The 14549-nt window shown below is 71.4% G+C and carries 14 protein-coding genes and 1 pseudogene; 6 read left to right on the top strand and 9 right to left on the bottom strand.

The window, feature by feature from the left end:
- Positions 1-36: 36 nt before the first annotated feature.
- The 6 genes from ACIQE0_RS21690 to ACIQE0_RS21665 form a co-directional block, all read right to left on the bottom strand.
- Complete coding sequence (locus tag ACIQE0_RS21690; RefSeq protein WP_402334595.1) at positions 37-1224, bottom strand: GDSL-type esterase/lipase family protein; 1188 nt, start codon at positions 1222-1224, stop codon at positions 37-39.
- Positions 1225-1383: 159 nt separating this feature from the next.
- Positions 1384-1953 carry a TetR/AcrR family transcriptional regulator gene (locus tag ACIQE0_RS21685; protein WP_402334592.1) on the bottom strand — a complete coding sequence of 190 codons (570 nt, stop codon included), beginning with the start codon at positions 1951-1953 and terminating at the stop codon, positions 1384-1386.
- Between the two features lie 75 nt (positions 1954-2028).
- Positions 2029-3354, bottom strand: coding sequence for an MFS transporter (locus ACIQE0_RS21680; protein WP_402334589.1), 1326 nt, complete (start codon positions 3352-3354; stop codon positions 2029-2031).
- 7 nt (positions 3355-3361) lie between these two features.
- Positions 3362-3922: a MarR family winged helix-turn-helix transcriptional regulator gene (locus ACIQE0_RS21675; RefSeq protein WP_402334586.1), complete on the bottom strand. Its 561-nt coding sequence runs from the start codon at positions 3920-3922 to the stop codon at positions 3362-3364.
- 175 nt (positions 3923-4097) lie between these two features.
- Positions 4098-4454: an Ig domain-containing protein gene (locus tag ACIQE0_RS21670; protein WP_366330473.1), complete on the bottom strand. Its 357-nt coding sequence runs from the start codon at positions 4452-4454 to the stop codon at positions 4098-4100.
- 99 nt (positions 4455-4553) lie between these two features.
- A complete protein-coding gene (locus tag ACIQE0_RS21665) occupies positions 4554-4709 on the bottom strand; it encodes a DUF6131 family protein (protein WP_366330472.1) in 156 nt (51 codons plus the stop codon).
- Between the two features lie 546 nt (positions 4710-5255).
- On the opposite strand from ACIQE0_RS21665, the gene ACIQE0_RS21660 reads away from it, so the two are divergent.
- The 3 genes from ACIQE0_RS21660 to ACIQE0_RS21650 all read left to right on the top strand — a co-directional run bounded on the left by ACIQE0_RS21660 (position 5256) and on the right by ACIQE0_RS21650 (position 8496).
- Positions 5256-6275, top strand: coding sequence for an AI-2E family transporter (locus ACIQE0_RS21660; RefSeq protein WP_402334583.1), 1020 nt, complete (start codon positions 5256-5258; stop codon positions 6273-6275).
- Positions 6276-6433: 158 nt separating this feature from the next.
- On the top strand, positions 6434-7129 hold the full coding sequence (locus ACIQE0_RS21655) for a hypothetical protein (RefSeq protein WP_402334580.1): 696 nt from the start codon (positions 6434-6436) through the stop codon (positions 7127-7129).
- A 131-nt stretch (positions 7130-7260) separates the two neighbouring features.
- Positions 7261-8496 carry an MMPL family transporter gene (locus ACIQE0_RS21650; protein ID WP_402334577.1) on the top strand — a complete coding sequence of 412 codons (1236 nt, stop codon included), beginning with the start codon at positions 7261-7263 and terminating at the stop codon, positions 8494-8496.
- Between the two features lie 162 nt (positions 8497-8658).
- Here ACIQE0_RS21650 and ACIQE0_RS21645 read toward each other — a convergent pair whose 3' ends face one another.
- On the bottom strand, positions 8659-9621 hold the full coding sequence (locus ACIQE0_RS21645; RefSeq protein ID WP_402334574.1) for a DMT family transporter: 963 nt from the start codon (positions 9619-9621) through the stop codon (positions 8659-8661).
- Positions 9622-9695: 74 nt separating this feature from the next.
- Between ACIQE0_RS21645 and ACIQE0_RS21640 the strand changes: the two genes are divergently transcribed.
- The gene (locus ACIQE0_RS21640; protein WP_402334571.1) at positions 9696-10619 is read left to right on the top strand and encodes a LysR family transcriptional regulator; all 924 of its coding nucleotides are present in this window, start codon (positions 9696-9698) and stop codon (positions 10617-10619) included.
- 88 nt (positions 10620-10707) lie between these two features.
- Here ACIQE0_RS21640 and ACIQE0_RS21635 read toward each other — a convergent pair whose 3' ends face one another.
- Positions 10708-11937, bottom strand: a complete 1230-nt coding sequence (locus tag ACIQE0_RS21635) for an FAD-dependent monooxygenase (RefSeq protein WP_402334568.1) — start codon at positions 11935-11937, stop codon at positions 10708-10710.
- A 156-nt stretch (positions 11938-12093) separates the two neighbouring features.
- On the opposite strand from ACIQE0_RS21635, the gene ACIQE0_RS21630 reads away from it, so the two are divergent.
- Entirely contained in the window at positions 12094-12747 is a 654-nt protein-coding gene (locus ACIQE0_RS21630) for a PadR family transcriptional regulator (RefSeq protein ID WP_402334565.1), read from the top strand.
- A gap of 186 nt (positions 12748-12933) precedes the next feature.
- Here ACIQE0_RS21630 and ACIQE0_RS21625 read toward each other — a convergent pair.
- Positions 12934-13529: pseudogene (locus tag ACIQE0_RS21625) on the bottom strand (alpha/beta hydrolase).
- A 486-nt stretch (positions 13530-14015) separates the two neighbouring features.
- Here ACIQE0_RS21625 and ACIQE0_RS21620 point away from each other — a divergent pair.
- Complete coding sequence (locus ACIQE0_RS21620; protein ID WP_384091048.1) at positions 14016-14522, top strand: hypothetical protein; 507 nt, start codon at positions 14016-14018, stop codon at positions 14520-14522.
- Positions 14523-14549: the final 27 nt, after the last annotated feature.

The raw sequence follows: 14549 nt of genomic DNA, 5'->3' as shown, positions 1-14549 counted from the left end.
AGTGGAGCGGCGGGGGAGCGGTGTTGCTGCCCGGCCTCAGGCGGCGTCGCCGGGTGCGAGCGGGCCGTGGGCGGAGAAGGCCAGCCCGGCGAAGCGTTCGCCGATGCGGCGGTGGGTCGCGGCGTCCGGATGGAGGGCGTCGGGCAGCGGCAACTCCGCGGAGTCGGCCTCGCCGTAGAGGTCGCGACCGTCGAGGTAGTGCAGGTGCGGGTCCTCCGCCGCCCGCTGCTCCACGATCCGGGCCAGCTCGTCCCGGATGACGGTGAGGGTGAGTTTGCCGTAGGCGCGCTCCGCCGGATCGCCCGTGGCGCGGAACCGGAGTTGTCCGGTGCCGAGGGTGCTGAAGTCGGGGGCGCAGGGGCCGGGGGTGTCCTCGTGGATGGGGCAGAGGATCGGCGAGACGACCAGCAGCGGCGTGGTGGGGTGGCCCTCGCGGACGGTGTCGAGGAAGCCGTGGACGGCGGGGGTGAAGGCGCGCAGGCGCATCAGGTCGGCGTTGACCAGGTTGATGCCCATCTTGATGCTGAGCAGGTCGGCGGGGGTGTCGCGGATGGCGCGGGCGGTGAACGGGTCGAGCAGGGCTCCGCCGCCCAGGCCCAGGTTGATCAGTTCCACACCGCCGAGGGCGGCGGCGAGCGCGGGCCAGGTGGTGGTGGGGCTGGCGGCGTCGGAGCCGTGGCTGATCGAACTGCCGTGGTGCAGCCACACCTTGCGGCCCCGGTCCGGTGCGGGCTCGACGGGGGCGTCGGTACGCAGGGCGACCAGCTCGGTGGTCTCGTTGTGCGGCAGCCAGATCTCCACGTCCTTGACCTCGTCGGGCAGGTCGGTGAAGCGCAGGGTGCCGGTCGGGCCGGGCTGCTGCTCGGCGGTGCCCTTGGCCATGTCGATGGTCAGGGTGTTGCCGCCGGCCACGCTTCCCTGGCCGGCCAGACGGCCGTCGAGGAGGAGGTCGTAGACGCCGTCCGGGCGGGGTGGGACGCCCACATAGACCCGCTTGGTGGGCAGCGTTTCCAGCTCGACGACGGTGGCCCGGGTGCGGAACACCAGCCGCACACCGGTGGGTTGGGACTCGGCCATGGCGAGTTGGCCGTCCGCGCACTGGGCCCGGGCCCGTGCGGGCAGTCGGTGCGGCAGGACGCCGTGTGCGGTGCGCTCCAGGTCGAGGGCGCCGCGCAGGAGGTCCATGGTGAGGGGGGTGGTGATCCAGGTGTGCTCGGTGCTCATTGCCTCAGCCTGTCCGTCTGTTTGTTGATCGGGAGGATCGCGGGGATCGGGAGGAGCAAGGCGATCAAGGGGATCGCGGGGGCCGAATCGTCCGCGAGGGTGGGTGCGTTGGGGGTGCGCCGTCGGGAATCGCCCGGAGCCCGCGGGGGCGAACGGGGTTCAGGACGTGGGCCAGTTCCGCAGCAGGGCGTCGAGCGCGTCCAGGATCCGTGACCAGGATTCCTGCGAGTCGGGGGCGCTGTGGCTGAACCCTCCCGCCGCCTCCAGGCTGACGTAGCCGTGGAAGACGCTGCCCAGCATGCGGACGGCGTGGGTCTGCTCCGGCTCCGTCAGGTGGTATCCGCGCAGGATCGCCCGTGTCATCTGCGCGTGTTTGACGCCCGCGCTCGCGGCCGCCGTCTCCGGGTCGAGCCTGGACTGGGCCGCGGCGTAGCGGCCGGGATGCTCCCGGGCGTAGTCGCGGTAGACGTCGGCGAAGGCGGTCAGGGCGTCCCGGCCGGCCCGGCCGGCCAGCGCGTCGGTTGCGCGGTCGGCCATCTCCTCCAGTGCGAGCAGGGCGATCCTGGTCTTGAGGTCCTGGGAGTTCTTCAGGTGCGAGTACAGGCTGGCGACCTTGACGTCGAACCGCCTGGCCAGCGCCGAGACGGTCACCTGCTCGAACCCCACCTCGTCGGCCAGCTCGGCCCCCGCCCGGACCAGCCGGTCCGTGGTCAGTCCTGCGCGCGCCATGCCGTTGCCTCTCCCTCGCGTCCCCTGAGCCGATGGGGAATTTACCTAAAGGCTTTAGGTAAATCAGGGTAGCAGTTAGGTGAGGGTGGGGCTGCCCCCGCCCTCGGGCGCCGCGGAGCCGGCGGTACTCGCGGGGCCGGCGGCACTCGCGGAGCCGGTGCCCGTCGCATGCCGCCGCAGCCCCGGCGTGACGGCCCCCACCACCGCAACGGCCACCAGGCACAGCAGCCCGCCGCTGACCAACGCCACCGTCCCCGACGTCATATCGGCCACCATCCCGCCCCGCATGTTGCCGAGGTCCGGGCCGGCCTGGCCGACGATCTGTTCGGCGGCGCCGACCCGGCCCAACAGCGCATTCGGTGTCTGCGACTGGACGATGGCGCCTCGGGACACCACGGAAACGGTGTCGGCGGCGCCCGTCAGCACCAGACAGGCCAACCCCAGCCATCTGTCGGGCGAGAGGCCGAACAGGGTGAGCGCCAGGCCCCAGCCCGCCGATCCGCCGAGCATGACCAGACCGGGCCTGGGGAGTCTGGTGAACGTTCCGGAGAACAGCGAGGCGCCGATGCCGCCGACCGCGACCGCCGAAAGGAACAGACCGAGTGTGCGCGGACTGTCCCCGAAGCGTTCGGCGTTGACCAGTGGGAACAGGCTGATCGGCATCGACAGTACGGTGGTTGCCAGATCTGTCAGCAACGCGCCGCGGATGACGGGGGTGTGGACCAGGAAGGCCAGTCCGTCCCTGACCGCCCGCAGGCCGGACCGAGCCGTCCCGGCCTCCCTCTCGTCCTCTCCCGCCGTCGGGATCGGCGGCAGCCTCAACGCCCCGTACAGCGCCCCGGCGAAGCTGAGCGCGTCGAGCGCGTAACAGGCACCGACCCCCAGGCCGCCCAGTACCAGTCCGGCCAGTGCCGGCCCGAGCAGCATCGCGCCCTGGAAGGAGATGCGCCGCAGTGCCAGTCCGGCCGCCAACTGCTCCCGGGGGAGCAGCGCCGGGAGGAACGTCTTCGACGCCGGCCCGCCACCCGCCACGAAACAGGACTGCACCGCCACCAGCAGCACCACCCCCACCACCGGTACGCCGCCGACGAACCCCTGCACCGCGAGCGCCAGCGAACAGACGGCCTGTCCGGCCGTCATCGCCACATAGAACTTCCGCCGGTCCACGCGGTCGACGACCGCGCCGGCGAAGAGTCCGAGGGCGATGAGAGGAACTGCCTGGGCCAGGGCGACCGCACCGCTCCAGACCGTGCTGTGCGTCAGCTGCCATACTTGGAACATGACGGCGACGAGCGTCATCTGGCCGCCGAACCCGGACAGCGTCTGGCCGCCCCAGAGTCTCCGGTAGGCCCGCGACGACCGTAACGGCGTGACGTCGATCAGCGCGCGCCTCACGCCCATGTGCGTCTCATTCCCATGCCGGATCCTCCGCCAGCTTCTCCGCGATCCGGTCGTGGAAGCTCTTGCGTTCCAGCGCGCGCTCGATGTCGGTGACGACCCGGCTGAGCGGATACGGCACCTCGGCCTCGATCTCGGCGAGCGCCGCCTCGGTGGCCCGCCACTCCGCCGCCAACCGTCCGATGGCGCCGCGGGCCTGGTCCGTCAGTGCCACCTTCTTGCTGCGCGCGTCATCGCCGGGCACGGTCTCGACCCAGCCGGCCGCCCGCATCGCGGCCACCTTCTGACTGAGCGCCGAATGCGTCCGGCCGACCGACTCGGCCAACGCGGTGATCGTCATCGGTCCGCAGGCATGCAGGCGCAGCAGCTCCCTTACGAAGCTCGGCTTCAGCCCTTCGATCCGCCGCTCCGCGTAGACCCGCGCGATCTCCGCGTCCATGCTCTGCTGCAGCAGCCGCAGAGGCCGCCAGAGGCTCTCCCGACTGGGATCGTCGGCCGCCCCGCTCTCACCGCTGGGCCCGGTCCCGGCACCCGAGATGCGGCGCCGTCGGCCCGCCGTCTCCTCGCTCATGGCGCCACCGTAACAGCACTTATATAAGTGCTGTTACGGTGGCGCGCTGCGCAATGCCGCCGATGGTGGACTCGTGCGGAGGTGCGCCGGTGCGGGCGGCGTAATTGGCCAACACGACCGGCCGGCACGGCGGTTGAGCGCCGGACCGGAGGTTCCGTGGTCGCCCCAGGCAGGTTCAGTGGTCGACGGTGATCTCGAAGTGGACCGGTGGGGCGCCGGGCGCGGTGACGGTGAAGGTCGCGGTTCCCGCCGCGTCGCCGGCCATGAGCCGGGGGGTCTCCGCGTATCCCTGGGGGTCGGTGAGGACGGTCACCGTGCTCTCGCCGCTCGCGCCGTCCTCGAACAGCGCCTGCTGGCTCATCGTGTCCCAGGCAAAGGTCACCGGGAGTTCCGCCACCGGCTTCTGGTCCTGGACGTCGACGACCCGGGCCTTGAGGGGGTGGGGGAAGGTCTGGTGGGTACCGGCGTGCTGCCCGCTTCCCCCGGCCGGCTGGATGGTGTACCACCGGCCCTGGCCCGCTTCCGCGCTCATGGCGCCTCCTGACGGGATCTGGACGGGACTTGGTTCACCTCGCGGTGGTGTGGTGGTGATGGTGGGCGGGGAGGCGAGGCCGGCGCCGCCGGGCCGCCGCTACCAGTAGTGCCGTCGGCCGCCGATCGCATGTCCCAGCGTGCCGAGCAGCCACAGGACCGCACCGATGACGAGCAGGATGATGCCGATCGTCCACAGGACGGCGATACCGGTGATGAAGCCGATGATGAGCAGGATGATGCCGAGAACGACCACGACGTGCTCCGATCTCGTGCGAATGTTCCTCTTTCACTCTGTGCCTCGGTCGGAGTAACGGCAACTTCTGCCGGGCGCGGGCGATGGAGCCTGGGTGAGTGCAGAAGCCCAGGTCACGGCCGGTGCGGAGGGGTGCGTCACGGCGCAACCCGAGGCGGGCGGAACCCGGGTCGGCGCGATGGCACGGGGCCCGGCGGCGCCTGTCGCGCGGGCTTCGGCCGTGGTTGTCGCGGCCGGGTGCCCCGGGATGCCTCCGGGCGGTGCCGGCGTCGCCGGGTGCCTTTGAGGGAATTCCGGTCGGTCGCGTTCGGTGGCCGGGGCGCGGGGATACCGGTTCCTTCAGGGCCGGCGGCACGGTCCGTGCAGAGGCCCGCGAGCGGGAGGAGGTGGGGGCGCGAGGTGCCGAGCCGACCCCGTCGAGCCCGTCCGGGCCGCCAGTCCGAAGAGCACGCGGCCACCGCGCAGCGCACCACCACGCACCGGAGGCGGTGGAGGCGTGGGGAGTCCGGCCGGACGTCCGGCCTCCGGCCGCGCGAGGCCGTCACCGTGTCCCACCCGCTACGGGTCGCCGCCGCGTACGGCTGGCGGCTGCTGGTCGTGGGCGCCGCCGTCTATGCGGTGTTCGTGGCGCTGGGGCGGTTCCACCTGGTCACCGTCGCCGTGTTCCTCGGGCTGGTGATCACCGCACTCCTGGGACCGCTCACCGATCTGCTGGCCCGGTGGCTGCCGCGCTCCGCCGCGGTCACCGCCGCGCTGCTGATCGCGATCGTGCTCCTGTTCGGCGTACTGAGCCTGATCGGGGCCGATGTGGCCGGGGCGTGGCCCGGCCTGAGCCAGGTGTTCACCGGCGGCGTGGCCAGGATCGAGCGGTGGCTCGAAGGCCCGCCGTTCCACCTCCAGCACGGGGCCCTCGCCCACTTCCAGACCTGGCTCTCCCACTTCGTGTCCAGCAACCGCGCCAACCTGATCAACACCGCGGTCAGCGGTGTGGGACGGCTGGCGGAGGTCCTGACCGTGGCGGTGCTGGCGGTGTTCTGCTCGATCTTCTTCCTGCACTCCGGCACCCAGATGTGGCGGTGGTTCGGCGGCCAGCTACCGGAACGGGGGCGCCGCCCGGTGCGCGAGGCCGGACGCGCGGCCTGGACGACCTTCACCGGCTACACCCGCGGCATCGTGCTGATCGCCGCGACCAACGCGATCCTCGTCGGAGTGGCGCTCTTCCTGCTGCGCGTGCCACTGGTCCTGCCCCTCGCGGTGCTGGAGTTCTTCGCCGCGTTCATCCCGCTCATCGGCTCGCCGGTGGCCCTGGCGGTGGCCGCGGTGGTGGCCCTCGCCGCCAGGGGCCCACTGGTGGCGCTGCTCATCATCCTCCTGATCGTGGTCATCGGGCAGCTCGAAGGGCATGTGCTCCACCCCCTGGTGATGAGCCGCGCGGTGAGCCTGCATCCGGTGGTGGTGGCGCTGGCGGTGATCTGTGGGGGCGTCACGGCCGGGGTGCTCGGGGCGGTGGTCGCGGTGCCACTGGTGTCGGTGGCGTGGTCGGTCTACGGGGTGCTGAGGAGCTGACGGCCCCTGCCCGGCAGGGCGGGACTGCCGGAAGACCTTCCCCAACTCACCTGACAGGCCCGGGAGTTGCTCCCCGTCATCCAGCGGATTTCGGGCACGGCGGGCGCGAGCCGCCCGGATCACGGACCGCGGGCCGCCGTCTGCCCTACGCTTCCGCCATGGCGAGTGAGACGGAGCGCCAGGCGCTCGCGGACGAGGTGCGGACGGCCCTGGAGCGCGCCTGCCCCGGCTCGCGGACACGGCTACTGGGCTCGTTGGCGGCGGGCACCGCGGACGACTACAGCGACCTCGACGTGGAATGGGTCGTCCCGGACCGCGAGTTCGCCGCGTGCCTGGCACGGGCGGAGAGCGCACTGGAGCGGGTGCGGCCGGTGGCGGCGGTGCGCCGCGACCCTGCCTTCCTGCACTCCGACCGGCGCCGTCTGCTGTTCGTCCGCTTCACCGGGGTGTCGCTCTTCTGGCGGCTCGACCTCGATGTGCGGGCGGAGTCCGTCGCGCACGATGCGGACTACGACCGGGACAACCCGGGGGCGCGCGCCCGCGAGGGCGAATGGTCGCGGCCGGCCAGCGCCCTGGCCAACGCCATCGGCGCCGTCAAGGCCGTGGCCAGGCAGCGCCCCGACGAGGCCCGCGGCCTGCTCGACCGCGGGTTCGCCCGCATCGGAGTGCCCTACGAGGTGGGCGCTGGGGCGGACGCCCGACGCGGTGGCGAGGAGGCGACTGCGCTGGAGCCGGACTGGGCGGCGGAGGTGGGGCGCCTGGCGCGAGCCGCGGCGCGCCTGGAACCGGAACTGCGGCCACTGGCCGAGCAGGCCGTCCGGCTGGCCGAGGAGTACGGGCGCGTCGATCGCTAGGTCGTGTCGTCAACCTCCCGTCTGCCGTCCGAGCGGACGACAGGAGCGTGGTGACAGGGCACGCCTCAACGCCGCCGGCCCACTGATCTCGCCCGTGATCCAGGAACTGGCCGGGCGCGTGCCCACCTGGCATGACAACCGGCGAGGAGCGGGCGGCCGGGCGGAGCGTGGCGGAATCCTTGCGGATCACCGCCAAGACCTCGGGCCACGTGGTCGCGGTCTCCGGGATCACCGTGATGCTCTGCGTCAGCGGTCTCCTCTTCAGCGGACTCGACGTCTTCCGCGGGCTGACGCTCGGCACGGTCCTGATCGTCGGCCTGTCGGTGATCGGCTCCGTGACGGTACTGCCGGCACTGCTCGCGGTCCTGGGACACCGCGTCGACAAGGGCCGCATCCCATGGCTCGGAAAGCGCCGCACCACCGTGCTGGAGTCCAGCGCCTGGCGGAAGGCGGCGCGCGGTGTGGTCAAACGGCCGTTGCTGTGGGGTATTGCCGCCGTGGTGGCGCTCGTCGCGATGGCGTTCCCGATGTTCAGCATGCGCCTGCAGGACGCAGCCGTGGTCAACAGCCTTCCGCGCAGCGCCCCGACAGTCGATGCCGCGATCCGCATGCAGGAGGCGTTCCCGGGCGCGCCGACCCCGGCCCGGGTGGCGATCTGGGGAGTCGACGGCAGGCCCTCGGACACTCCCGAGGTGCGCGCGGCGGTCGACAAACTGCATGACGAGATCGCCTCCAGCGGTGGTCAACTCGCCGGACCGCTCTCGACGGTGCAGGTGGACGATGTCCTGGTGGTGCGCATCCCCTTGGCGGGCACGGGCACCGACCCCGTCTCCGACGCAGCGCTGGAGAAGCTGCGCGACACCGCCCTTCCGGACACCCTCGGCAAGGTCGACGGCATCCGCTACGCCGCCGCCGGCCGCACCGCCTTCGCCCATGACTTCGCCGAGCAACTCAGCAGCCGGACCTTCCTCGTCATCGGGTTCGTACTCATCCTGGCGTTCGCCCTGCTCCTGGTGGTCTTCCGGTCGCTGGCCATCCCGCTGGTCTCGATCGCCCTCAACCTGCTCTCGATGGGCGCGTCCTACGGAGTTCTCACCTGGATCTTCCAGGACGGGCACCTCAGCTCACTGCTCGGCTTCACGCCGTACGGCGGCATCGCGGCCAGTGCCGGTGTCGTCACGAGCGCGGCGGTCATCATGACGGCGGTCTTCACCGTCTTCATCACGCTGTCCGCCATCGAGAACAAGATGATGGGCGTGGGCATGGCGGTGGCCATCCTCATCGACGCGACCCTCGTGCGCGGGTGCTGCTTCCGGCCGCCCTGTCCCTGCTCGGGAAACGTGCCTGGGAGCTGCCGGGCTGGCTGAGCAGGCTTCCTGGCAAGGGTGCGCGGCGCGTTGTGCCGGCAGACGACACCGGTCCAACGGCCGCCGAGTACTTCGGGTGTTCAGTCGAGGGGGCGCGCCAGAGCTAGCTGGGCCGTGCGTCCCCGTGATGCGGATCCTCGAAGTACGTCGGCTCGACGAGTGTCATCGGGGCGATGGCCGGCTGGTGTACCAGACCGTGGCGATCACCAGGGCGCAGCCCGCTGCCTGGGTCATGGTCGGGCGTTCGCCGATCGCGATGCCGAACGCGAACGCCATCACCGGCTGCAACAGCAACAGCGCGGCACCGACGTTCGGCGCCAGCTTCGGCAGCGCGGCGGTGATCAGGAGCCAGGCCAGCACCTGGCCGACGAGGGCGAGCGTGATCAGCCAACCCCACGCCGGCCAGCCGGGGTTGAGGTCGATCCCGGTCCACAGGCCGCCGAGCAGTGCGGCCGTGGCGGCGGCCGCGGCGGTCGAGGTGCACACCGGGGTGACGGTGTGCACCCGACCGCCGCCCAGTCGCATCAGGAACAGGTACCCCGCGTAGGCCACCCCCGCCACCGCCCCGAACGTCACCCCGGCCACCGGATCGCTGCCGGGTTGCGGATTGCCGATCGCCCCGCTCGCCAGCGCCACCCCCGCCAGCATCAGCGGGGCCAGCAGGACGAACCGCCTCGTCAGCGGGGTTCCCGACACCAGTCGGGCGAGCAGCGGGAAGACCACCACCTGGATGTTGAGCAGCACCGTGGAGACCGCGGCGCCCACGGTGAGCACGCTGGCCGCCCAGAACACCATGTCGATGCCGAGCAGCACCCCGGCGCCGATGTCCATCGCCTGGTAGCGCAACGGCCGGGCACCGACCCGCCGCACCTCCCGCCAGGCGAGCGGGACCAACAGGAACAGTGCCAGTGCGCAGCGCAGGAACGCCGCCGTTCCCGCGTTCGTTCCGGAGAGCTTCATCATGACGGCCGAAGCGGAGATGCACGCCGATCCGGCAAGGGCCAGGACGAGGGGATTCCCGGCCCGGACGACCGCCGAAGGCCGTTGCGGATCGGCCGTGCGCGGGTGCGCCGGCACCTGCGACGCGGTCCTTCCCGAAGCCGAAGTCTCGTGTCCGTGCGTCATGAAGGCCACTGTGCCTGGCCGGACCGCAAACAAAAAGCAATGATTCGCGTCCGGTAATCGGTAGCATCCTTCATGTGTTCAGCATTGACCGGCTCCGCGCGCTCGCCGCCGTCGCCGCTCATGGATCGATCGCCCAGGCCGCCCGCGCGCTGCACCTGACCCCCTCCGGCGTCTCCCAGCAACTGGCCAAGTTGGAACGCGAGGCGGGGCACCCGCTCCTCCAGCCGTACGGACGCAGTGTCCGGCTGACCCACGCCGGTCGCGTCCTGGCCCTTCACGCCGATCGTCTCCTCGGTCAACTCTCCGCCGCACAAGTCGACTTGGCGGATCTCGGGAGTCAAGTCATCGGCCCCGTCCGCATCGGCGGGGTCGGCAGTGCGGTGCGCACCCTGCTGCCCGACGCGCTCGCCGCCCTGGCCGTCGAACACCCGCGCCTGACCCCCACGGTCGTCGACGGTGAGGCCAACGACCTGCTGCCCCGCCTCGTCGACGGCGAACTGGACCTGCTCCTCGTCGAGAGTTGGGCGCCCCGCCCCCTCGCCATCCCGCACGGCGTCACGCTCCGCACTCTGACCAGCGAAGAGGTCTACATCGCCCTCTCCGCGCAGCACCCGCTCGCCGACCGCGCCACCCTCGACCTCGCCGCCGGCACAGACCTCCGCGCCCTGGCCGCCACCGCCTGGGCCTGCTGCCCACCCGGCACCGAGCCGTACGAGGCCCTCGTCCAGACCTTCCGCGCCCACGGCCTCGAAGCCGACATCCGCTATCTCCTTGCCGACCACATCACCCAACTCGCCCTGGTGGCAAGGAACTTGACCGCCTGTCTCATCCCTGCGATGTCCCGTCGCCTCGCCTCGGCCGACGTGCGGTTCCTCCCCCTCCGGCCGGCCCTCCGCCGGGACATCCGCGCCGCATGGCTCACCCGCGCCGAGGGGCCACCGGTCCGCGCCTTCCTGAGCGCCGTCGAGGCCGCCACGAAGGGGGGCGACGGGGCGTAACGCACGCCATGGACCTGCGGGTTGCGGGCTGTGCCGGTGCTGACTGCGGGCGGGCTGCTGGGGATCGCCCAGGCAGCCCGCCCCCTGCCTACACGCCGGCCATGCCCCGCAGTGTCTCCTCCACCGTCTCCGCCCAGTCGATCCGGTGGAAGTGCAGCGCGCGGAACATCTCCTCGGGTGCCGACGGCGCGGGCGGGGCGCTCTTGCCCGCCTTGACCTTGTTGGCGGCCGCGGCGTTCATCCCGACGGCCTCCACGCGCGGGCGCCGGAGCGCTTCGTAGGCGGCGAACGCCTCGCCGTACGTGGGGAGATCGCGCAGGCAGCGGCCCAACTCGACCGCGCTCTCGATGGCGAGCGAGGCCCCCTGCCCGGAGCTGGAGGACGGCGCGTGCACCGAGTCGCCGACCAGCACCATCCGTCCGCGGCGCCAGTGCGGTACGGAGGGCATCCGTTCCATCCGGCCGACCACCATGAGCGATTCGGGGTCGGTGTGCCGCAACAGACGCTCGCCAGGGAAGTGGCCGGCGTACAGCTCGCGCAGCCTGCCCAGCCACTCGGCGGCGGGCACCCGCGCCAACTCGGCCTGGCTCGGCGGGTTGTCCGTGGGCAGCCCGGCGAACCAGATCATCTGCCCGTCCGGGCCTCGCCAGTACCCCATGAACGCACGGCCGAACGCGAAGTACGTCACGCCCGGTTCGACCTTGAGCTCCGCTTGGAGGTCGTCCGCCACCGTCGCGTAGCCGCCGAGGCTCAGCACGCCGCCGTACTCGGGCGCGGGTGCCTGGGCGTCGATCACCGTACGGACGGTGGACCGGATGCCGTCGGCGCCGATCAGCAGGTCGGCGGTGGCGGACGAGCCGTCGGCGAAGTGCGCGGTGACGCCGTCGGCCGTCTCCTTCGCGTCGACCAGCCGCTTTCCGTAGACGAAGCGGACGCCCTCGGCGACCGCGTGATCGGTCAGTGCCCGGAACAGCCGGTCGCGTGGCATCGTCATCGTGGCCGGTAGTCCGGGGAAGCCGTCGAAGCGGGTGAAGTGGTTCCCGGCGCCGTCCGCCATCACCACGCCGGGCACCGACTGTCCGGCCGCCCGCACCGCCGCGTCCGCGCCGACCGTCGCCAGCGCCGCCTGTCCGTTCGGCGCCAGGCCGAGCCAGGCACCGACACCGTCCGCCGAGGTCGGATACGCCTCGTGGACCGTCGCCGTGATCCCGGCCTTCTGCAGGGCGAGCGCCGTCACCGGACCCGCCACACCCCCTCCGATGACCAGTGCCGTCCGTACCCCGGCGGCGTGACCGCCGTTGCCGTTGCTGCCGTTCATGGCCCCTCCCAGGCTTCGCGTCTCGTCGGGCTGTGCGGGCGTGCTTGAGCACCCGCGTCGACCGGCTCGCCTCAGCTCGCCGCCGCGCCCGCACTCATAGTTGCAAGGAGACTAGTAACAATGCAACTAGTTTGCGCGATGACTACGATGACCTGCATGACCGCCCCCGTGAAGAGCTCGCCGCTCGGCCTGACCGTGCTGGTCCTGCTGCACCACCGACCGCTGCATCCGTACGGGATCCAGCAGTTGCTCAAGCAGTGGGGCAAGGAGCTGGTGGTCAACGTCGGCCAGCGGGCCGGGCTCTACCGCACCATCGAGCGGTTGCAGACGGGCGGGCTGATCGCCGTCCGGCACACCGAACGCGACCAGCAGTACCCGGAGCGGACCGTCTACGAGGTCACCGACGAGGGGCGGGCGGTCGCCCGCGAATGGCTGGAACAGATGGTGGCGGTCCCCAAGGCGGAGTTCCCGGTGTTCCCGGCGGCGCTGGCGAACCTGGCCATGCTCAGCCCGAACGAGGTGACACCACTCCTGGAGCGACGACTGGAACGGATCGCCGCCCGGCGCACCGAGCTGGAGCGCCAGATCGCCGGGCCGCCGGCCGGCCTTCCGCGCATCACGCTGATCGAGTGCGAATACCTTCTCGTACTCCTCGGCACCGAGGAGCGCTGGCTCCAGGGAGTGATCGACGACCTGCGGGACGGCAGTCTGACGTGGTCGCCGGAGATGCTCGCGGCGTTCGAGGATGCGGCCGAGTCCGAGTCCCAACCCGGGGCTGAGTCTGAGGTCGAGTCCGAGCCCGGGGTCTGAGTCCGGGGTCGAGGCTTGCGGGGGTGGGTTCCGGTCCGGATTCGTGTGCGCGGGCGGCCTGTTGGCGAAGCGCAAGCTCGCCGGTCACGTCGACCAGCGGTTCGCCGGGGCGCGCCGATCGGAAGCGGATACCGTTCGGAAACGGATGCCGATCGGCGCGTCGCGGGCGGGCTGAAGGAGCCGGTATCAGCCGAGGTGCCGGGCGAAGAACCGTGGCGCGCTGTCCAGTTCGAAGGCCGGGACTTCGCCGTGCCTGCCGGGGTTGGCGTGCAGCGTCTTCTCGGCCGAGGCGAAGGCGTCGAAGAGCGCCAGGCTCGCCGCCCGCGGCACGCGCTCATCGTCCCACTGGATCAGGAACTCCACCGGCACGGTGATCCGTGCGGCGTCCTCCGCCGAGGCCAGGACCCCGCCCAGGCCCAACACCGCCGCACGGACCCGGGGTTCGGCGGCAACGAACGGAACACCCAGTCCGCACCCCAGCGAGATTCCCCAGTAGCCCACCGGACCGGCGCCGACGTGTGCGAGTCGCTGGACCGCGTCCAGGACCGCCTGCCATTCCGGGACGGTCCGGCGTGCCACGAGTGCCTGGAATCCGGCAATCAGCGGTGTGCATGAGCCAGGATGCCGGGCGCCTTCTTGTGCCGGCCGCCGCCGTGTCCCATCAAGATCAGGGGACGAGTCCCCGTGGCGCCCACCGGCGTCCACAGCACGCCGGGTATCTCGCCGAGGGTGAAGAGTTGTTCGCAGACACCGTCGGACGATGTCTCGGAGCGGAAACGCATAGCGTTCAAGCCTTTCGGGATGCCTGCTGCGGGCACTCCCTATGCCATGCGGGGGAGGGAGCCCCGATCTGTCGCAGCGTTGATCGGTCTCACCTCCTCGGTTCGCAGTAGTGCACGGCGGCGCCGAACGTACCACGAAGGGCTACAGCCGTCCCTGGGCGAGGAGTTGCCGAGGTGAACGATGCCTGATGCGGCACCACCGATACCCGTCGCATATCGATGGGAACAGGGGGAGGGAAGCCGAACCGGCAATTATGCAACGGAAGTTGGACGTCCAGGCGCCGAAGTGCTCGTTCGGTGGTGGACTGAACGCGACGGGTACACGGAGCGCGCGAGGGGCGCGTGGCAACCGGGAGTGGGGAGAGGGCGCGTGCGGGGGTGGGCGCAGCGTTCGGTGCCATCATGCGCCCTGTCGGGGCCATTGGTCCCGCCCGTGGCATAGGGCACTGTGCAGGGAACCGAAACCGGCTTCCGAGAGGATCCCGTATGACCTTGCGCAAGCTCACCGTGTACGCGTCTGCCCTGGCCACCGGGGTGCTCGCGGTCACCGCGCCGCTCGCCGCCGCCGCGCCGGCGAAGTACACACAGGCGGCCGCCGAGCAGCAGTTCCGGAAGGCCGGCGTCACCTGGACCTCGTCCGGTCGGTGCAGTAACCGCAACAACCGGAACTGCACCTCCTTCGACCGGATCAACCGGACCACCGTCGCCGGCGTGATCGCGTTCAAGAAGGCGAGCAAGTGCGCGGTGACCCTCACCGCCGGGACGGAGACCGGCCACGGCTCCGGTACGTACAGCCACTGGAACGGCTACAAGGTCGATATGCATGTGGCCCCGTGCGTCGACAAGTACATCACCGGGCACTTCCGCTACACGGGTCGGCGCCACGGAGACAACGCCAAGCTCTACAAGTCGCCGGCGGGCAACACCTACGCCTACGAGGTCTCCCGGCGCGGTACGCACTGGGACATCACCTACCTCAACGGCAACCGCTGACCGGGAGTGGGCCCGGCCGCGTCGGGC

Source organism: Streptomyces sp. NPDC093097 (assembly GCF_044754325.1).
Classification (GTDB): Bacteria; Actinomycetota; Actinomycetes; order Streptomycetales; family Streptomycetaceae; genus Streptomyces.
The sequence above is the reverse complement of the archived record's forward strand: the minus strand, read 5'-3'. Positions and strand labels throughout refer to the sequence as shown.

Bases quoted from the DNA above. Each gene is read 5' to 3' on its own strand.
- ACIQE0_RS21690 (WP_402334595.1), bottom strand. From the start codon at position 1,224: ATGAGCACCGAGCACACCTGGATCACCACCCCCCTCACCATGGACCTC.
- ACIQE0_RS21685 (WP_402334592.1), bottom strand. From the start codon at position 1,953: ATGGCGCGCGCAGGACTGACCACGGACCGGCTGGTCCGGGCGGGGGCC.
- ACIQE0_RS21680 (WP_402334589.1), bottom strand. From the start codon at position 3,354: ATGGGCGTGAGGCGCGCGCTGATCGACGTCACGCCGTTACGGTCGTCG.
- ACIQE0_RS21675 (WP_402334586.1), bottom strand. From the start codon at position 3,922: ATGAGCGAGGAGACGGCGGGCCGACGGCGCCGCATCTCGGGTGCCGGG.
- ACIQE0_RS21670 (WP_366330473.1), bottom strand. From the start codon at position 4,454: ATGAGCGCGGAAGCGGGCCAGGGCCGGTGGTACACCATCCAGCCGGCC.
- ACIQE0_RS21655 (WP_402334580.1), top strand. From the start codon at position 6,434: ATGGCGAGTGAGACGGAGCGCCAGGCGCTCGCGGACGAGGTGCGGACG.
- ACIQE0_RS21650 (WP_402334577.1), top strand. From the start codon at position 7,261: ATGACAACCGGCGAGGAGCGGGCGGCCGGGCGGAGCGTGGCGGAATCC.
- ACIQE0_RS21645 (WP_402334574.1), bottom strand. From the start codon at position 9,621: ATGACGCACGGACACGAGACTTCGGCTTCGGGAAGGACCGCGTCGCAG.
- ACIQE0_RS21635 (WP_402334568.1), bottom strand. From the start codon at position 11,937: ATGAACGGCAGCAACGGCAACGGCGGTCACGCCGCCGGGGTACGGACG.
- ACIQE0_RS21630 (WP_402334565.1), top strand. From the start codon at position 12,094: ATGACCGCCCCCGTGAAGAGCTCGCCGCTCGGCCTGACCGTGCTGGTC.
- ACIQE0_RS21620 (WP_384091048.1), top strand. From the start codon at position 14,016: ATGACCTTGCGCAAGCTCACCGTGTACGCGTCTGCCCTGGCCACCGGG.